General features: G+C 64.2%; 12 protein-coding genes. 7 read left to right on the forward strand and 5 right to left on the reverse strand.

What is annotated here, in order from left to right; genetic code table 11:
• Positions 1-65: 65 nt before the first annotated feature.
• A complete protein-coding gene (locus tag J2W40_RS15180; protein ID WP_310226289.1) occupies positions 66-653 on the forward strand; it encodes a PAS domain-containing protein in 588 nt (195 codons plus the stop codon).
• Between the two features lie 4 nt (positions 654-657).
• On the opposite strand, the gene J2W40_RS15185 is transcribed toward J2W40_RS15180, so the two are convergent.
• From J2W40_RS15185 to J2W40_RS15200, 4 genes are all read right to left on the reverse strand, one after another.
• The gene (locus tag J2W40_RS15185) at positions 658-3,414 is read right to left on the reverse strand and encodes a hybrid sensor histidine kinase/response regulator (RefSeq protein ID WP_310226412.1); all 2,757 of its coding nucleotides are present in this window, start codon (positions 3,412-3,414) and stop codon (positions 658-660) included.
• A 90-nt stretch (positions 3,415-3,504) separates the two neighbouring features.
• A complete protein-coding gene (locus J2W40_RS15190) occupies positions 3,505-4,821 on the reverse strand; it encodes an ABC1 kinase family protein (protein ID WP_310226291.1) in 1,317 nt (438 codons plus the stop codon).
• Positions 4,818-5,204 carry a thiol-disulfide oxidoreductase DCC family protein gene (locus tag J2W40_RS15195; protein WP_310226293.1) on the reverse strand — a complete coding sequence of 129 codons (387 nt, stop codon included), beginning with the start codon at positions 5,202-5,204 and terminating at the stop codon, positions 4,818-4,820. Before J2W40_RS15195 ends, J2W40_RS15190 begins: the two co-directional genes overlap by 4 nt.
• Before the next feature lie 65 nt (positions 5,205-5,269).
• On the reverse strand, positions 5,270-6,742 hold the full coding sequence (locus tag J2W40_RS15200; protein WP_310226295.1) for an aldehyde dehydrogenase family protein: 1,473 nt from the start codon (positions 6,740-6,742) through the stop codon (positions 5,270-5,272).
• A gap of 219 nt (positions 6,743-6,961) precedes the next feature.
• Between J2W40_RS15200 and J2W40_RS15205 the strand changes: the two genes are divergently transcribed.
• The 6 genes from J2W40_RS15205 to J2W40_RS15230 all read left to right on the forward strand — a co-directional run bounded on the left by J2W40_RS15205 (position 6,962) and on the right by J2W40_RS15230 (position 14,046).
• On the forward strand, positions 6,962-7,816 hold the full coding sequence (locus J2W40_RS15205) for a GNAT family N-acetyltransferase (RefSeq protein ID WP_310226297.1): 855 nt from the start codon (positions 6,962-6,964) through the stop codon (positions 7,814-7,816).
• Positions 7,813-9,276, forward strand: coding sequence for an NAD-dependent succinate-semialdehyde dehydrogenase (locus tag J2W40_RS15210; RefSeq protein WP_310226299.1), 1,464 nt, complete (start codon positions 7,813-7,815; stop codon positions 9,274-9,276). The genes J2W40_RS15205 and J2W40_RS15210 overlap by 4 nt, the downstream gene beginning before the upstream one ends.
• 100 nt (positions 9,277-9,376) lie before the next feature.
• Entirely contained in the window at positions 9,377-10,453 is a 1,077-nt protein-coding gene (locus tag J2W40_RS15215) for a tartrate dehydrogenase (RefSeq protein WP_310226301.1), read from the forward strand.
• A 418-nt stretch (positions 10,454-10,871) separates the two neighbouring features.
• On the forward strand, positions 10,872-12,275 hold the full coding sequence (locus J2W40_RS15220) for an aspartate aminotransferase family protein (RefSeq protein WP_310226303.1): 1,404 nt from the start codon (positions 10,872-10,874) through the stop codon (positions 12,273-12,275).
• Positions 12,276-12,293: 18 nt separating this feature from the next.
• Positions 12,294-12,788, forward strand: coding sequence for an Lrp/AsnC family transcriptional regulator (locus tag J2W40_RS15225; protein WP_043149307.1), 495 nt, complete (start codon positions 12,294-12,296; stop codon positions 12,786-12,788).
• Between the two features lie 112 nt (positions 12,789-12,900).
• Positions 12,901-14,046 (forward strand): M20 aminoacylase family protein, encoded by a 1,146-nt coding sequence (locus J2W40_RS15230; RefSeq protein WP_310226305.1) that lies wholly within the window; start codon positions 12,901-12,903, stop codon positions 14,044-14,046.
• Between the two features lie 154 nt (positions 14,047-14,200).
• Here the strand turns inward: J2W40_RS15230 and J2W40_RS15235 are convergent, their stop codons facing one another.
• Positions 14,201-14,908, reverse strand: a complete 708-nt coding sequence (locus J2W40_RS15235) for a cupin domain-containing protein (RefSeq protein WP_310226307.1) — start codon at positions 14,906-14,908, stop codon at positions 14,201-14,203.
• Between the last annotated feature and the right edge of the window lie 15 nt (positions 14,909-14,923).

Raw genomic sequence — 14,923 nt, forward strand, 5'->3', positions numbered from 1 at the left:
GGGGGGTGCCACAACATGTCCAACCGGGCATGGTGCATCAGCCATTTACGGGATTAAGATTACGCATGTCCTTAGTAGAAATGATCGCCAACAGTCCGGTCGCGACAGTCATCAGCAATCCGCGCCTGCCCGACAATCCCATCATCGAATGCAATGCGGCGTTTATGGAACTTACAGGTTTCAGCCGCGATGAAATAGTCGGTCATAATTGCCGCTTTCTGTCAGGCGCGGACACGGAACCCTGGCTGACCGAGACATTGCGCACGGCGATCCGCCAGCAACGGCCCGCGTTGGTGGAAATATTGAATTACAAGAAGAACGGCACGCCGTTCCGCAATGCCGTGCTGGTCGCGCCAATCTTCGACGAGGAAGGCGTGCTGGAATATTTTCTGGGGTCGCAGGTCGAGGTGATGGACCCACAGATCGGCATCGTCGCCCGCCGCGCCCAGGCCCATGCGCAGATTTCGCGTCTTTCCGTGCGGCAGCGCGAAGTGCTGATGCTGATGGCGACGGGCAAGCTCAACAAGCAGATCGCCTATGCGCTCACCCTGTCGGAACGGACGGTCAAGATGCACAAGGCCGCGCTGCTCAAGGCGCTGGGCGTAACGACCAGCGCCGACGCCATCCGCCTGGCGGTGGAAGCCGGCTACTGAGCGATCAGTCCTTCTCCACCTCCCGCATGTGTTGGGGCGCACGCGGGATCAGCGCTTCGGGATCGGGACGCACGTCATGCGCGCGCATGGCGGCCTGGACTGACTCGATGAGTTGAGCGGCGTCATAGGGTTTGTTCAGCACCATGTCGCCGGGCAGGGCGTCGCGCGCGGCGAGTTGCCCGTCGCCGGTGGCGAAGAGAATGGCGATGGTGCCGCGTTGTCCACGAGCCGCTTCGGCGAGCGCCACGCCGGACGCGCCGGGCAGATGCAGGTCGGTCACCAGCACGTCCACCGGCGCTGCCTGCAACGCCATCATCGCGTCTTCGGTGCTGCCTGCCTCGATCACCAGGCATCCGGCGTTTTGCAGGATTTCGGCGGCATGTTGCCGGATCAAAGCGTCGTCATCGACCAGTAGCACCGTCGCGCCGATCCGGGCCGCGGGGGTGTCAGCGGGCTGCTGCGCGATGGCGTTGCGTTGCCGCTGATTATCGAGGACATGCCGCAAACGCCGCGCCAGCGCTTCGCGTGTATAGGGCTTGGAAAGAAGCTCGACCCCGGCGTCCAGCTTGCCGCCATGGACGATGGAATTTTCGGTATAGCCCGAGGTGAAGAGGACGGCGAGATTAGGCAGCCGTTCGCGTGCCTTGCGCGCGAGTTCCGGGCTTTTGAGTGGGCCGGGCATCACGACGTCAGTGAACAATATGTCGATCGGCATGCCGCTTTCGATGACGATGAGGCCGGCCGCCGCGTCGGGCGCCTTGAGGACATTATAGCCAAGGTCGGTCAGCACCTCGACCACGGTCGCGCGGACCTCCTCATCATCCTCGACCACCAGCACGGTTTCGGTACCGCCGCTGATCGGGCCGCTGTCCATCTGGACCTCGGCATCTTCGCTTTCGATCGAGCGGGGCAGATAGAGGCGGACGGTCGTGCCTTCGCCCACTTCGGAATAGATTTTCACATGGCCGCCGGACTGTTTGACGAAACCATAGACCATCGACAGGCCAAGCCCCGATCCCTTGCCTTCGCCCTTGGTGGAGAAAAAGGGTTCGAAAACCTTGTCCAGAATGTCGGGGTCCATGCCCGCCCCGGTGTCCGACACCGCCAGCATGACATATTGGCCGGGCGTCACTTCATCATGCGCGCGGGCATAGTCGGCGTCGAGATGGGCATTGCCGAGTTCGATGGTCAGGCGACCCTGCCCGTCCATCGCATCGCGCGCGTTGATGGCGAGGTTCAACAGGGCATTTTCGAACTGGGCCGGATCTATAAAGGTGTTCCACAGGCCGCCGCCCACGACGGTCTCGATCTCCACCCCCTCGCCGATCGCGCGGCGCAGCATGTCGTCCATCCCGCGCACAAAGCGGGTCGCATTGACGACGCGCGGTTCGAGCGCCTGCCGCCGCCCGAAGGCGAGCAACTGGCTGGCCAGTTTCGCGCCGCGCGAAACGCCCGCCATCGCATTGTTGACCCGCTTTTCGACGCGCGGATTGTCCGCGACATCCTTGGCCAGCAATTGCAGATTGCCGGAGATGATTTGCAGCAGATTGTTGAAGTCATGAGCGACCCCGCCGGTCAGCTTGCCGATCGTCTCCATCTTCTGCGCCTGAGCGAGCTTGGCCTCGGCCCGGCGGCGCTCATCGATTTCCGCTATCACGCGCGCTTCGAGCGTTTCGTTGAGCTGGCGCAACTGGTCTTCGGCGCGTTCGCGATGGCGTACCTGCCGCGCGAGGGTTTCGGCCTGTTCGCGCAAAGCCGCTTCGGCTGCGCGTTGGTGGGTGATGTCGGTATGCACACCCACCCATTCGACAATCTCGCCGGTTTCGTTCAGGATCGGCAGGGCGCGGATGGCGCAGACGCGCCACATGCCGTCATGGCGGCGCAGCCGATGTTCATGGACATACATGCGCTTGGCCGCGACCGCTTCGTTCCAGCTGCGGACGCTATCGGCCTGATCGTCGGGATGCACGGCGTTGGCCCAGCCGAAATCCTGATATTCGTCATAGGACTGGCCAGTCAGTGCGGCCCAGCCGGGTTGTTCGCCGACCATCCGCCCGTCGGCGCTGTTGCTCCACAACACGCCATGCACCGCCTCCATCGCCATCCGGAAGCGGCTGTTGCTGAGCGACAGGTCGGCTTCGAACTTGGCGCGGGCGCTATTGTCGACGCAGGTACACATCACCCCGCCGACCGTGCCGTTGCCGTTGAAGACAGGCGTGTAGAACAGGTCGAAAATGACGGTTTGCGACACGCCGCCGCGGTTGAGGACCAGCGGTTGTTCGAGATAGGAACGGCGCTCCCCCGCCATGCCCGCCGCCAAAACGCTTTGGTTGAAATCCCATATTTCCGGCCAGATGCCCGCTACCGTCCCGCCCAGTGCGGCGGGATGCTTTGCTCCGGCAATCCGCGCATAGGCGTCATTATAGAGCATGACATGGTCATCGCCCCACATCAGCACCTTGGCCACCGGCGAATTGACGACATTGGCGACCGTCGCGCGCAATTCGACCGACCAACCGGCAATCGGCCCCAAGCTGGTGGCGGCCCAATCAAAGCCGCGAACGATGTCACCGCATTCGCCGCCGCCGAAGGGCCAGCCCGGCAACACCGGATGGGCGGCCTGTGCGCCATCGCGCAGCGCCTGCAACCCGGCCCGCAACACGGCGTCGGCATCGGTATAAACGCCCTTGTCGATCTGCTGCGCGATGAAGCCGTCCCATTCGGACGTCAGGGCGATGCTGCGAGTCTGGCGGATGGTCATCATCTGGCGCTGCCGCGATGGTGGGAATGTGTCAACTCATGTCACGGAATTTGCGCCGAACCGTGGGCCGCCATGTCCCAAAATCGGCCGCTAGTCCTTCGCCACCATGCCAGCGACCATATCGACCAGCGGCAGGCGCGCCTGCATGCGGACGGCGAGCAGCGCGGTGCCGCTGACCTTGCGCTGGACGAACATGGTTTCGACCGGCGGCAGGTGCCAGCTGGCCGTATCCGCCACGACGGGCGTCGCCTGCTCGCGCAGGCGCGCGACAAAGCTGCGATCGGCGAAATCGAACAGGCCGGGGCGCAGCACATGGGCGATGATGGTGTCGATCATGGCATCAAGCGCCGCGCCATGCCGCATGACAAGGGCGCGCGACACGAAGCCCACGGCGATGAGCGCCGCGCGAAGGCCATCCCTGTCGCCCGTCAGGCCAGCCCGCAACAGCGTGCGATAGGCGTTGCTCGTTTCGGGCGGCACCGGGCGCGCGGCCCCGAAGTCCAGCAACACGATTTCCCCGCTTTCGGGCCGCCAGCGATAATTGGCGAAATTGGGGTCGGTCTGCATATGGCCGAACACGAAGAGTTCGTGCAGCACCAGATCAAGCAGCGCCGCCATTGACTGGTCACGCACCGGCTGCGATGCGTCGGCGAGCGTGTCGATCGAATCCGCTGCGATATAGTCCATCACCAGCACCTGGTCCGTGGTCCAATCGTCCAGCGGACGGGGCACCAGAAAGCGCGGATCGTCGGCCAGCCGATCGGCATAGAGCTGCATCTGCCGCGCTTCGCGCCGATAGTCAGCCTCTTCATGCAACTGGACCTTCGCCTCGCCCAGCAGCGGCGCGATGTCGAGCGCCTGAGGCAGCAGGCCGGAAATGCGCAGCAGGGTCGCGACATTGTCGACATCGGCGTCGATACTGTCGGCGACGCCGGGATATTGCACCTTGACCGCGACCACACGGCCATCGGGCAGGCGGGCGCGATGGACCTGGCCGATCGAGGCGGCGGCGATCGGGCTGGCTTCGAAATGGGCAAAGCGCCGCCGCCAGTCCTGCCCCCATTGCGTGGCCAGCACCTTTTGCAACTGGGCAGGCGGCATGTGGTGGGCGTTGTCGCGCAACTTGGCGAGGATGGCCGTCAGTTCGGGCGGCAGCATGTCGCCCGCGTCGAGCGAGATCATCTGCCCCAGCTTCATCGCTGCCCCACGCAGCCGCGACAATTGTTCGGTCACGCGCTGCGCATTGCCGGGCGTCAGCAACAGGTCGCGCATCTGCGGCCGTTCCCCGCGCGCCAGCCGCCGTGCGCCTTCCGCCACCATGCCCGATGCGACGCCGCCCGCCATCTGGCCGAAAGCGGCAAAGCGCGACAGCCGGGCCGAGGGCACCTTGCGATAGCGATCACTCATCGTTGCCGCCTTTGCAGCGCCGGTCGCCAGCGCAGGAAATAGGTGTAAAGCCGGTCGAGCAGCGCCAGAACGGGGCGATAGCGCGCGAGGAGGCCCAAGGGGCGAAGCAGCGGAATGGCGCGCCACATGGCGGCGAAGGCGGCAGCGCCCTCCAGCATCTGGCCATTTTCGCAGGCGTGGAAGCGCGCCAGTAGGGCGGAACGGTCGATCGGGCAAGTCGCGTCGGGACGGGCCACATCAATGAAATGCAACCGGCCGCGCCGGTCCAATCGGCGCATCAGGTCAATTTCGCGGCGGCATAAGGGACATGCGCCATCATACCACACCGTCACGCGAGCGTCACCAGCAGCAGCGCGATCGCCGTGGGGGAGGGCTGTGTTCATATGTCGCGCTTCCCATGCCCATGCCGTTGGCGCGACATGGTCTTTCGGGCAAAGCGGTCTCCGCGTCAGAACTCGATCAGCGCGACCTTGGTCTTGAGATTGGCGAGATAGGCCTCCCGCCCCAGATCCTTGCCGATGCCCGATTGCTTGTAGCCGCCGGTCGGCAGGATGAAATCGTTGCTGCGGCCATAGCGGTTGACCCAGATGGTTCCGGCTTCGAGCGCACGGGTAGCGCGCAGGGCGCGGGCGACGTCGGTCGTATGCACGCCTGCCGCCAGACCATAGGCGCTGTCATTGGCCAGGGCATAGGCCTCCGCATCGTCGGCAAAGGTCTGGACGGTCAGCACCGGGCCGAAAATCTCACCCTGCACCACCTCACTTTGCTGCGCAGCATTTTGCAGCAAAGTGGGCATGAAATAGCTGCCATCCTGTGGCGCTGCCGCGCGACTGCCGCCGGTCAGGACGTGTGCGCCAGCGGCCACGGCGCGCTGGACGATGCCGTCGATCCGGTCGATCTGGCCTTCCGAAATGATGGGGCCAAGCGTGCTGTCGCTGGCCCAGGTCGGGCCCATTTTGTGCGCAGCAAAAGCCGTGACGATGCGATCGATCACCTGGTCGGCGACACTCTCCTGCACCAGCAGGCGGGAGCCTGCGACACAGACCTGGCCGGCGTTGAGCGTGATCGCCCGCGCGACGATCGCCGCCGCCTTGTCGAGCGCGGCGTCGGCGAAGATGATCTGCGGACTTTTGCCGCCCAGTTCGAGCGTCACCGGCTTCGGCCCGGTCTGGGCGCAGGCGGTCATGATCGCCGCGCCGGTCGCTGTCGATCCGGTGAAGGTGACCTTCGCCACTTCGGGGCGGCGCACCAGCGGATCGCCGACCGAGCGGCCGTCGCCCTGCACGATGTTGAAGATGCCAGCGGGAAGGCCCGCTTCGATCGCCAGTTCGGCGAGGCGCACGATGCTGAACGGCGTCATTTCCGACGGCTTGAGGACGATGCTGTTGCCCGCCGCGATGGCCGGCGCGATCTTCCAGGCGGCCATGACCAGCGGCAGATTCCACGGCGCGATTGCCGCGACGACGCCATAGGGTTCGTAGATGGTGAGGCCAAGCTTGTCGGGCGTGGTCGCCGCCACCTCGCCGCCGACCTTGTCCGCCCATTCGGCGAAGAAGCGTACGGTTTCAGCGGTATAGGTCACGTCCCAGGCGCGGATTTCGTGGATCATCCGGGTGGAGCCGAGCGCTTCGAGCGGAGCGAGCGTCTCCATGTCCGCCTCGATCAGGTCGGCCCAGCGGCGCAGCACGCGCATCCGCCCGCGCGGGTCGGTCTGTGCCCAACCGCTGTTCTTATAGGCGCGCTGGGCATCCTCGACCGCCTCGCCCAGTTGCGCCTCGTCCACGCTGTCGAGATCAGCATAGACCCGCGCGTCGGATGGGCGCCGCACGGGAATTGCCGGACCGCGCCCGATGACACGTCGCCCGCCGATGAAATTGCTTCCCTGCGGCAAGGCGATGAGATCAGGGTTGAAAATGTCCATGGCGCAGATTTCCTGTTGGCGGGCTGGCGGACAGAATATGGATCGTGCGCGGCATGTGTTGCAGTTGCGCAGGAAAATCTGCGCGATAATCTTCCAAAATCGGGGCGAAGGCAGCAGCCAATGCTTGAACGCGGCATTTATGGTCGCCCCGACAATGGGAATCCGACGATTCCGACCAGAACAGGCGGGCGACCCTTTCCCGCCAATGGAGCAAGACGCATGGCGACGGGCATAGAGGCGATGGTGGACCTGCGGCGCATGACCGTGGATGATCTGGCCGCTGGCCATGCCTTGTCCAGCGAGCAGAAATGGCCGCACCGGATCGAGGATTGGGAGATGCTGCTGAGCCTTGGCCTCGGCTATGTTGCGGAGCGCGACGGCGAAGTCATCGGCACGGCCATGGCGTGGCTCTATGGCCTGGATGCGGCGACGCTGGGCATGGTGATCGTCTCGCCCGCCGCGCAGGGCATGGGGCTGGGCCGCCGCCTGATGGAAGCGGTGATGGCTGATCTGGGCGACCGCACCATATTGCTGAACGCCACCGACGAAGGCGCGCCGCTGTATCGCAAGCTGGGGTTCGAACCGATCGGGCCGGTGTTCCAGCATCAAGGGTCCGCCTTTGCCCCGGTGGCCGAACTGATCCCCGATGAGCGGGTGCGGCCGTTGGGCGCGAAGGATATGCCGTCGCTGCACGACCTTGCGCGCCGGGCCACGGGCATGAACCGGGACGCGCTGCTCGACGCATTGGTGCCGGGCGCGCAGGGCGTGGTGCTGACGCGCAGCAACGAGCCGGTCGGCTTTGCGCTGTTTCGCCGGTTCGGGCGCGGCTATGTGGTGGGACCGACCGTTGCGCCCGATGTCGGCGGGGCAAAGGCGCTGATCTCACACTGGCTGGGGTCGAACAGCGGCACTTTCTGTCGGCTCGATATACCGGAAGAAAGCGGGCTGGGCGGCTGGCTGGACGAGTTGGGCCTGCCCTGCGTCGGCCGGGTCATGCGCATGGTGCGCGGGCCGTTGCCGCAGACGGACCCCGCCGTTCAAGTCTTTTCCCTCACGACACAGGCGCTCGGATGACCCTCTCGCTCAACAACCCCGCTCTTTTCGTCGAACGCGCCTATATTGGCGGCGCATGGGTCGGTGCGGCCTCCGGCGCAACGGTGCCAGTCGACAATCCCGCGACCGGCGCGATCATTGGCACGGTGCCCGATTGCGGCGAGGCCGATACGCAGGCGGCTATCGACGCGGCGGAAGCGGCTTTCCCGGCGTGGAAGGCGCGGACGGCGGGCGATCGCGCCGCCATGCTGGAACGCTGGCATGCGCTGGTGCTGGAGAATGTCGCCGATCTCGGCCGGATCATGACTGCCGAACAGGGCAAGCCGGTGGCGGAAGCCGAAGGCGAAATTCGCTATGCGGCGAGCTTCATCAAATGGTTTGCGGAGGAAGCGCGCCGGGTCGAAGGCGGTATGATCCCTGCGCCCGAAGCCAATCGCCGCATATTGGTGATGAAGGAACCGGTCGGCGTTTCGGCGGCGATCACGCCGTGGAATTTCCCGTCCGCGATGATCACCCGCAAATGCGCGCCTGCGCTGGCGGCGGGGTGCCCGGTGGTGGTGAAGCCATCGGAGCTAACCCCCTATAGCGCGCTGGCCATGGCGAAGCTGGCGGAGCAAGCCGGCTTTCCGGCGGGGGTGTTCAACATCGTTACCGGCATGCCGACGGCGATCGGCGGGACGCTGACCGCTAGTCCCGTGGTGCGCAAATTGTCCTTTACCGGATCGACCCGCGTCGGCGCGCTGCTGATGCGGCAATGTGCCGATACGATCAAGCGGGTGAGTTTCGAGCTGGGCGGCAATGCGCCGCTGATCGTGTTCGACGATGCCGACATCGACCTGGCCGTCGCCAGCACGATGGTCAGCAAGTTCCGCAATGCCGGGCAGACCTGCGTCTGTGCCAACCGGATATTGGTGCAGGACAGCGTCTATAACCAGTTTGCCGAGAAGCTGGCCAAGGCAGTGTCCGCGCTCACCGTCGCGCCGGGTGACCAGCCGGGCAGCACGATCGGGCCGTTGATCAATGCCGCCGCCGCCGACAAGGTGAAGGCGCATGTCGAGGATGCGCTGGCGCATGGCGCGATCTTGTTCGCGCAAGCGCCCGAAGGCGCGACGGGTGAGCGTTTTGCCCGCCCGGTGGTGCTGACCGGCGCGACGCGGAATATGCGGCTGGCGGAGGAAGAGACATTCGGCCCGGTCGCGCCCTTGTTCCGCTTCACCCATGAAGAGGAAGGTATCGAATTGGCCAATGCCACCAGCTATGGTCTGGCGAGCTATTTCTACACCGAAAATCTGCACCGCGCCTTTCGCGTGGCCGAGCGACTGGAGGCGGGGATGGTCGCGCTGAACAGCGGAGCGATCGCGATGGAGGTCGCGCCCTTTGGCGGGGTCAAGATGTCGGGCCTGGGCCGCGAAGGCGGGCGTTTGGGGATCGAGGAATATCTGGAGACCAAGGCGTTTCATATTGCCGGGTTGAAACTGTAACCACACCCGAAGTTCCGTTCGCCCTGAGCCTGTCGAAGGGCCGCACTTCACTTCAAGACAGAACAGGGCTTCGACAGGCTCAGCCCGAACGGGAGTTTTTATGGCGAACAATCGCACCTATTCCATCTCCGTCATTCCCGGCGACGGCATCGGCAAGGAAGTGATGCCGGAGGGCATTCGCGTGCTGGAGCGGGCGGCGACCCTGTATGGCTTTTCGATCGCGCAGACGTGGCAGGATTTCGCCTGTTGCGACTATTATGCCAAACATGGCCAGATGATGCCGGACGACTGGAAAGAGCGGATCGGCAAGCCCGATGCGATTTTCTTCGGCGCGGTTGGCTGGCCCGATACGGTGCCGGACCATGTCTCGCTCTGGGGATCGCTGCTCCAGTTCCGGCGTGAATATGACCAATATGTCAATCTGCGCCCGGTGCGGTTGATGCCGGGCGTCCCCTGCCCGCTTGTTGGGCGCGAGCCGGGCGATATCGATTTCTGGGTCGTGCGCGAAAATACCGAGGGCGAATATAGTTCGGTCGGCGGCAAGATGTTCCCCGGCACCGATCGCGAGATCGTGATCCAGGAAACGGTGATGACGCGCCATGGCACTGACCGGGTGCTGCGCTATGCGTTCGATCTCGCCGCGACGCGCGACCGCAAGCATGTGACCTCCGCCACCAAATCCAACGGCATCGCGATCACCATGCCCTGGTGGGACGAGCGGGTGGAGGAGATGGCCAAAAACTATCCGACCGTCACCCACGACAAATATCATATCGACATTTTGACCGCGCAATTCGTGCTGAACCCGGATCGGTTCGATGTCGTGGTCGCGTCCAACCTGTTCGGCGATATATTGTCGGACCTTGGCCCGGCCTGCACCGGCACGATCGGCGTCGCGCCGTCGGGCAATATCAACCCGGATGGCACGCATCCGTCGCTGTTCGAGCCGGTGCATGGCTCCGCGCCGGACATCGCCGGGAAGGGCATCGCCAACCCGGTCGGGCAAATCTGGTCGGCGGCGATGATGCTGGAGCATCTGGGCGAGGTGGACGCCGCAGCCGCGATCATGCGCGCGGTCGAAACCGTGCTGGCGGAACCGGGCCTGCGTACCGGCGATCTGAAAGGCACGGCGAGCACCGAGCAGTGCGGCAAGGCGATTGCTGACGCGCTGGCGTGATGACGGAGACGGCTTAACTTCGCATATTTCCCGCAAATTGCGGCATTTTGTTACGCGCACCTGATCCTATCGGAAAGGCGACTACGTCTTTGCAAAATCCTCCCCTGATAGGGGAGGTGGCAGGGCGTAGCCCTGACGGAGGGGTGTTACCCTCTCGATAGGGCGACACCCCTCCACCGGCTTCGCCGGTCCCCCTCCCCTTACAGGGGAGGATCAGGAGCGGGCAGCATCCGGGGTCGGTTTCTTTCGTCATCGACCCCGGTTCTAAAACCGACCTATCATAGCATGGCGGGCCGCCTGTAGGACAGCGGCATAATATGCTGCGGTGGTTGATGATTAAGGGCGGCGATGGTCGCCATTGGCACCATATCGGGCTTTGCCCCCGCGGCGGGACGATAGGCTGGGGCCATAACCATCCATGGCGAGCAAACCGACGATGCACCAATCCAACCGATCCCTGCTGGACATCGACCGCGATCACCTGATCCATCCCGTCACCTCTTTCCGGGGCCATGAAGCGCGCGGCGCGACGCTGCTGCAAAGCGGCAAGGGGATGTGGCTGACCGACATGGACGGCAAGGAATTGCTCGATGCCTTTGCCGGGCTGTGGTGCGTCAATGTTGGCTATGGCCAGGACAGCATCGCCGAGGTGGCGGCCGAACAGATGCGTCGCCTGCCCTATGCCACGGGCTATTTCCATTTCGGCAGCGAACCCGCGGTGAGACTGGCGCAGCGGCTGGTCGATCTGTCGCCCGAAGGCCTTGACCATGTCTATTTCACGCTGGGTGGGTCGGACGCGGTGGATAGCGCGATCCGCTATATCACCCATTATTATAATGCGATCGGCAAGCCGACCAAGAAACAGTGCATCGCGCTGGAGCGCGGCTATCATGGTTCCAGCACCACCGGCGCGGGGCTGACGGCGCTGGCCAATTTTCATCGCGGGTTCGACCTGCCGCTGCGCTGGCAGCATCATATCGCGTCGCCCTACCCCTATCGCAGCGATCTGGAAGGCGATGACGCAGCGATCATCGCGCGGTCGGTGCAGCAGTTGAAGGACAAGGTTGCAGAACTGGGTGCAGATAATGTCGCCGCCTTCTTCTGCGAACCGATCCAGGGGTCGGGCGGCGTCATCGTGCCACCGGTCGGCTGGCTCAAAGCCATGCGGCAGGCGTGCGACGAACTGGACATCTTGCTGGTAGCCGATGAGGTCATCACCGCCTTTGGCCGGACCGGGCCGATGTTCGCCTGCGAAGCCGAAGGCGTCACGCCCGACCTGATGACCGTCGCCAAGGGGCTGACCGCTGGCTATGTGCCGATGGGTGCGGTGCTGATGTCTGACACCATTTATCAGGGCATTGCCGATGGCGCGGCTGCCGATGTCGTGATCGGCCATGGCGCGACCTATTCGGGTCATCCGGTCAGCGCGGCGGTGGGCCTGGAAGTGCTGCGCCTTTATACCGAGGGCGGCATTTTGGCGAACGGGCAGAAGGTGGCGGCGCGCTTCGACGCGGGGCTGGCGGGACTGGCCGATCATCCGCTGGTCGGCGACACGCGCGGGCGTGGATTGCTGGGTGCGATCGAACTGGTGGCGAACAAGGGCACAAAAGCGCGCCTCGACCCGTCGCTTAAGGTCGCCGATCGCCTCTTTGCCGATGGCTATGCCAATGGCGTCATCTTCCGCGCTTTTGCCGATAATATCATCGGTCTGGCCCCGGCATTGTGTGCGTCGGACGCGGAGATGGACGAGATATTCGCGCGCATTCGGAAAACACTCGACGGACTGCTCGAACAGGCGGATATTCGCGCGGCGCTGGGATAAGATAGGGGAGCAAGGCATATGTTGGGCGGACCCAGACTGGACAGGATCGACCTGAAGATCCTGACGCAGCTTCAGATGTCGGGCCGGATCACCAATGTCGAATTGGCCGATGCGGTTGGCCTGTCGCCAAGCCCCTGCCTCACCCGCGTCAAGCGGCTGGAGAAAGCGGGCTATATCACAGGCTATGGCGCGCATATCAATTTGCACAAGCTGGGCGAATATCTGACCGTCTTTACCGAAGTGACGCTGACCGAGCATCGTGCGGGAGACTTTTCGCGGTTCGAAACGCGCATTCGCAAGCTGGACGAGATCGTCGAATGTCATTTGGTCAGCGGCGGCTATGATTATCTGCTGAAATTCGTGACGCGGGGCGTGGCGCATTATCAGTCGATCGTCGAAGGGATGCTGGAAAGCGACTATGGCATCGAAAAATATTTCAGCTACGTCGTGATCAAATCGCCTTTCATCAAGCATCATTATCCGATCCAGCATCTGTTCGGCGAGCAGCGGTAGGATTGAGACTGGGTTGGTTCCCCGGCGAAGGCCGGGGTCCAGATGAGACGGTTGAACTGGACCCCGCCCTGCGCCGGGGAACGGGATGGGACATAGGGACTAAATATTTGCCATGACCGACATAGCCGACCTGATCGAACCGTTGATCGCCTTTCGCCGCGATATTCATGCCCATCCTGAGCTTGGCTTTGCCGAACATCGCACCGCCGGCTGCATCGCCGAGCAGTTGCGCGCGCTGGGGCTGGAGGTGCATGAGGGGATTGGCCGGACCGGCGTGGTCGGCGTGTTGCGCAACGGGACGTCGGGGCGCAGCATCGGATTGCGTGCGGACATGGATGCGCTGCCGATCCAGGAGCAGACCAACCTGCCCTATGCCAGCACGACGCCCGGCACCTTCCACGGCTGCGGCCATGATGGGCATGTCGCGATGCTGCTGGGCGCGGCGCAGCATCTGACCCGTACCCGCCATTTCGACGGCACGGTCAACTTCTTCTTCCAACCCGCCGAAGAGGGACAGGGCGGCGCGCGCGAGATGGTGAACGAAGGGCTGTTCGAGCGCTTCCCATGCGACCGCGTGTTCGGCCTGCACAATTGGCCCGACCTGCCCGCGGGCACGATCGCGACGCGGCCCGGCCCGATCATGGGCGCGGCGGACAAGTTCGAGATCATATTGGAAGGGCGCGGCGGCCATGCCGCCATCCCGCAGGATACGCCCGACGCGATCCAGGCGGCGGCCGCGATGGTGCAGCAATTGAACGCCATCATATCGCGCCGGATCGCGGCGACGGCGTCGGCGGTGTTGTCCATCACGCAGATCCATGGCGGGCATACGCATAATGTGATTCCGGCCGAGGTGCGCGTCAGCGGTACGGTGCGGACCTTCGACCCGGCGGTGCAGGACCGGATCGAAGCGTCGATCCGCGAGATTGCGGCGGGCATCGGCATCGCCAATGGCGTCACCGCGACCGTCGATTATCAGCGCTATTATCCCGCGACGATCAACGATGCGGAAGCGGCGCAGGAAGCGCTGGATGCGGCCGCGACGGTGGGGAATGCCGTGATCGCGCCCGATCCCGCCTTCACGTCGGAGGATTTCGCCTTCATGCTGCAGGCGTGCCAAGGTGCCTATATCTGGCTGGGGCAGGCGAAGGGTGATGGCGGCACGCCGCTGCACAATCCGCATTATGATTTCAATGACGATGTGCTGGCGCTGGGCATCAGGCTGCACGTCGCCTTGGCCGAGCGGCATCTGGCATAAGATCAGCCTCGTCTTTGCGAGCGCAGCGAGTCAATTCCTCGGCACCCCACTGGATTGCTTCGCTGCGTTTACGCCCGCAGACAATCGCAAGCCCGCCCAGGGTAGATGATCATACCTGAACCTGCCGCCTGTGATCGGCTGCGATATGCGGGTCTTATGCCGGGCGGTAGATGGCGTAGATTTTCTTGACGTGGACCTGGCTGTCCCAACTGCAGGATGCGCCCTGTTCGACCAGGAAGATGTCGCCCTTGCCGAACGTGCCTTGTGCGCCCGCGCCGTCGACGAAGGTGACGCTGCCGTCGAGCAGATACATCAGCTCATAATGGCGGTAGGTCATCGGGCGACGATGATAGGGGGTGGAATCCCAGGTGCCGCAGACGAACTCGCCATCAGCCGAGCGATAGTCGGTGAAGTTGCGGCAGGATGGGGTCGGCCCGACCAGCAGTTCGGCCAACGGCGCGCCGGAGGGTTCGAGCGGGGCGCGCGTGTCGATCGGGACGATCTGGCCATCGGCGAGTGACCCGCCCGTGCGGCGCACGAACAGCAGGCGCGCGCCCGACGCCACGGTCCAGCCGAAGGTCGCGCCCTCGCACAGGACCATGCTGTCGCCTTCGTTCAAGGTGCGTTGGTCGATCTGCACCGTGCCGGATTCGATGATGATGAATTCATCGGCGGGCATGGCGTCGACCCTGCCGCTGCCCTGCGTCAGGGCAATGAGGCCGATCGTGACCGGACCTTCGGGCTGGGGGAGCAGCGCGCGGGCGGACAGGAAGGTGTCGCCCTCCCCTGCTCCAACGCGCGCGCCCGCCGCCCAGGCGCGCAGATCGACGAAGGAGCGGGTCGCGGTTGCGGTGGTTGTCATGGTGGCTGTCCCTGA

Source organism: Sphingobium xenophagum, assembly GCF_031457465.1.
In the GTDB taxonomy this organism is placed as follows: Bacteria; Pseudomonadota; Alphaproteobacteria; order Sphingomonadales; family Sphingomonadaceae; genus Sphingobium; species Sphingobium xenophagum_A.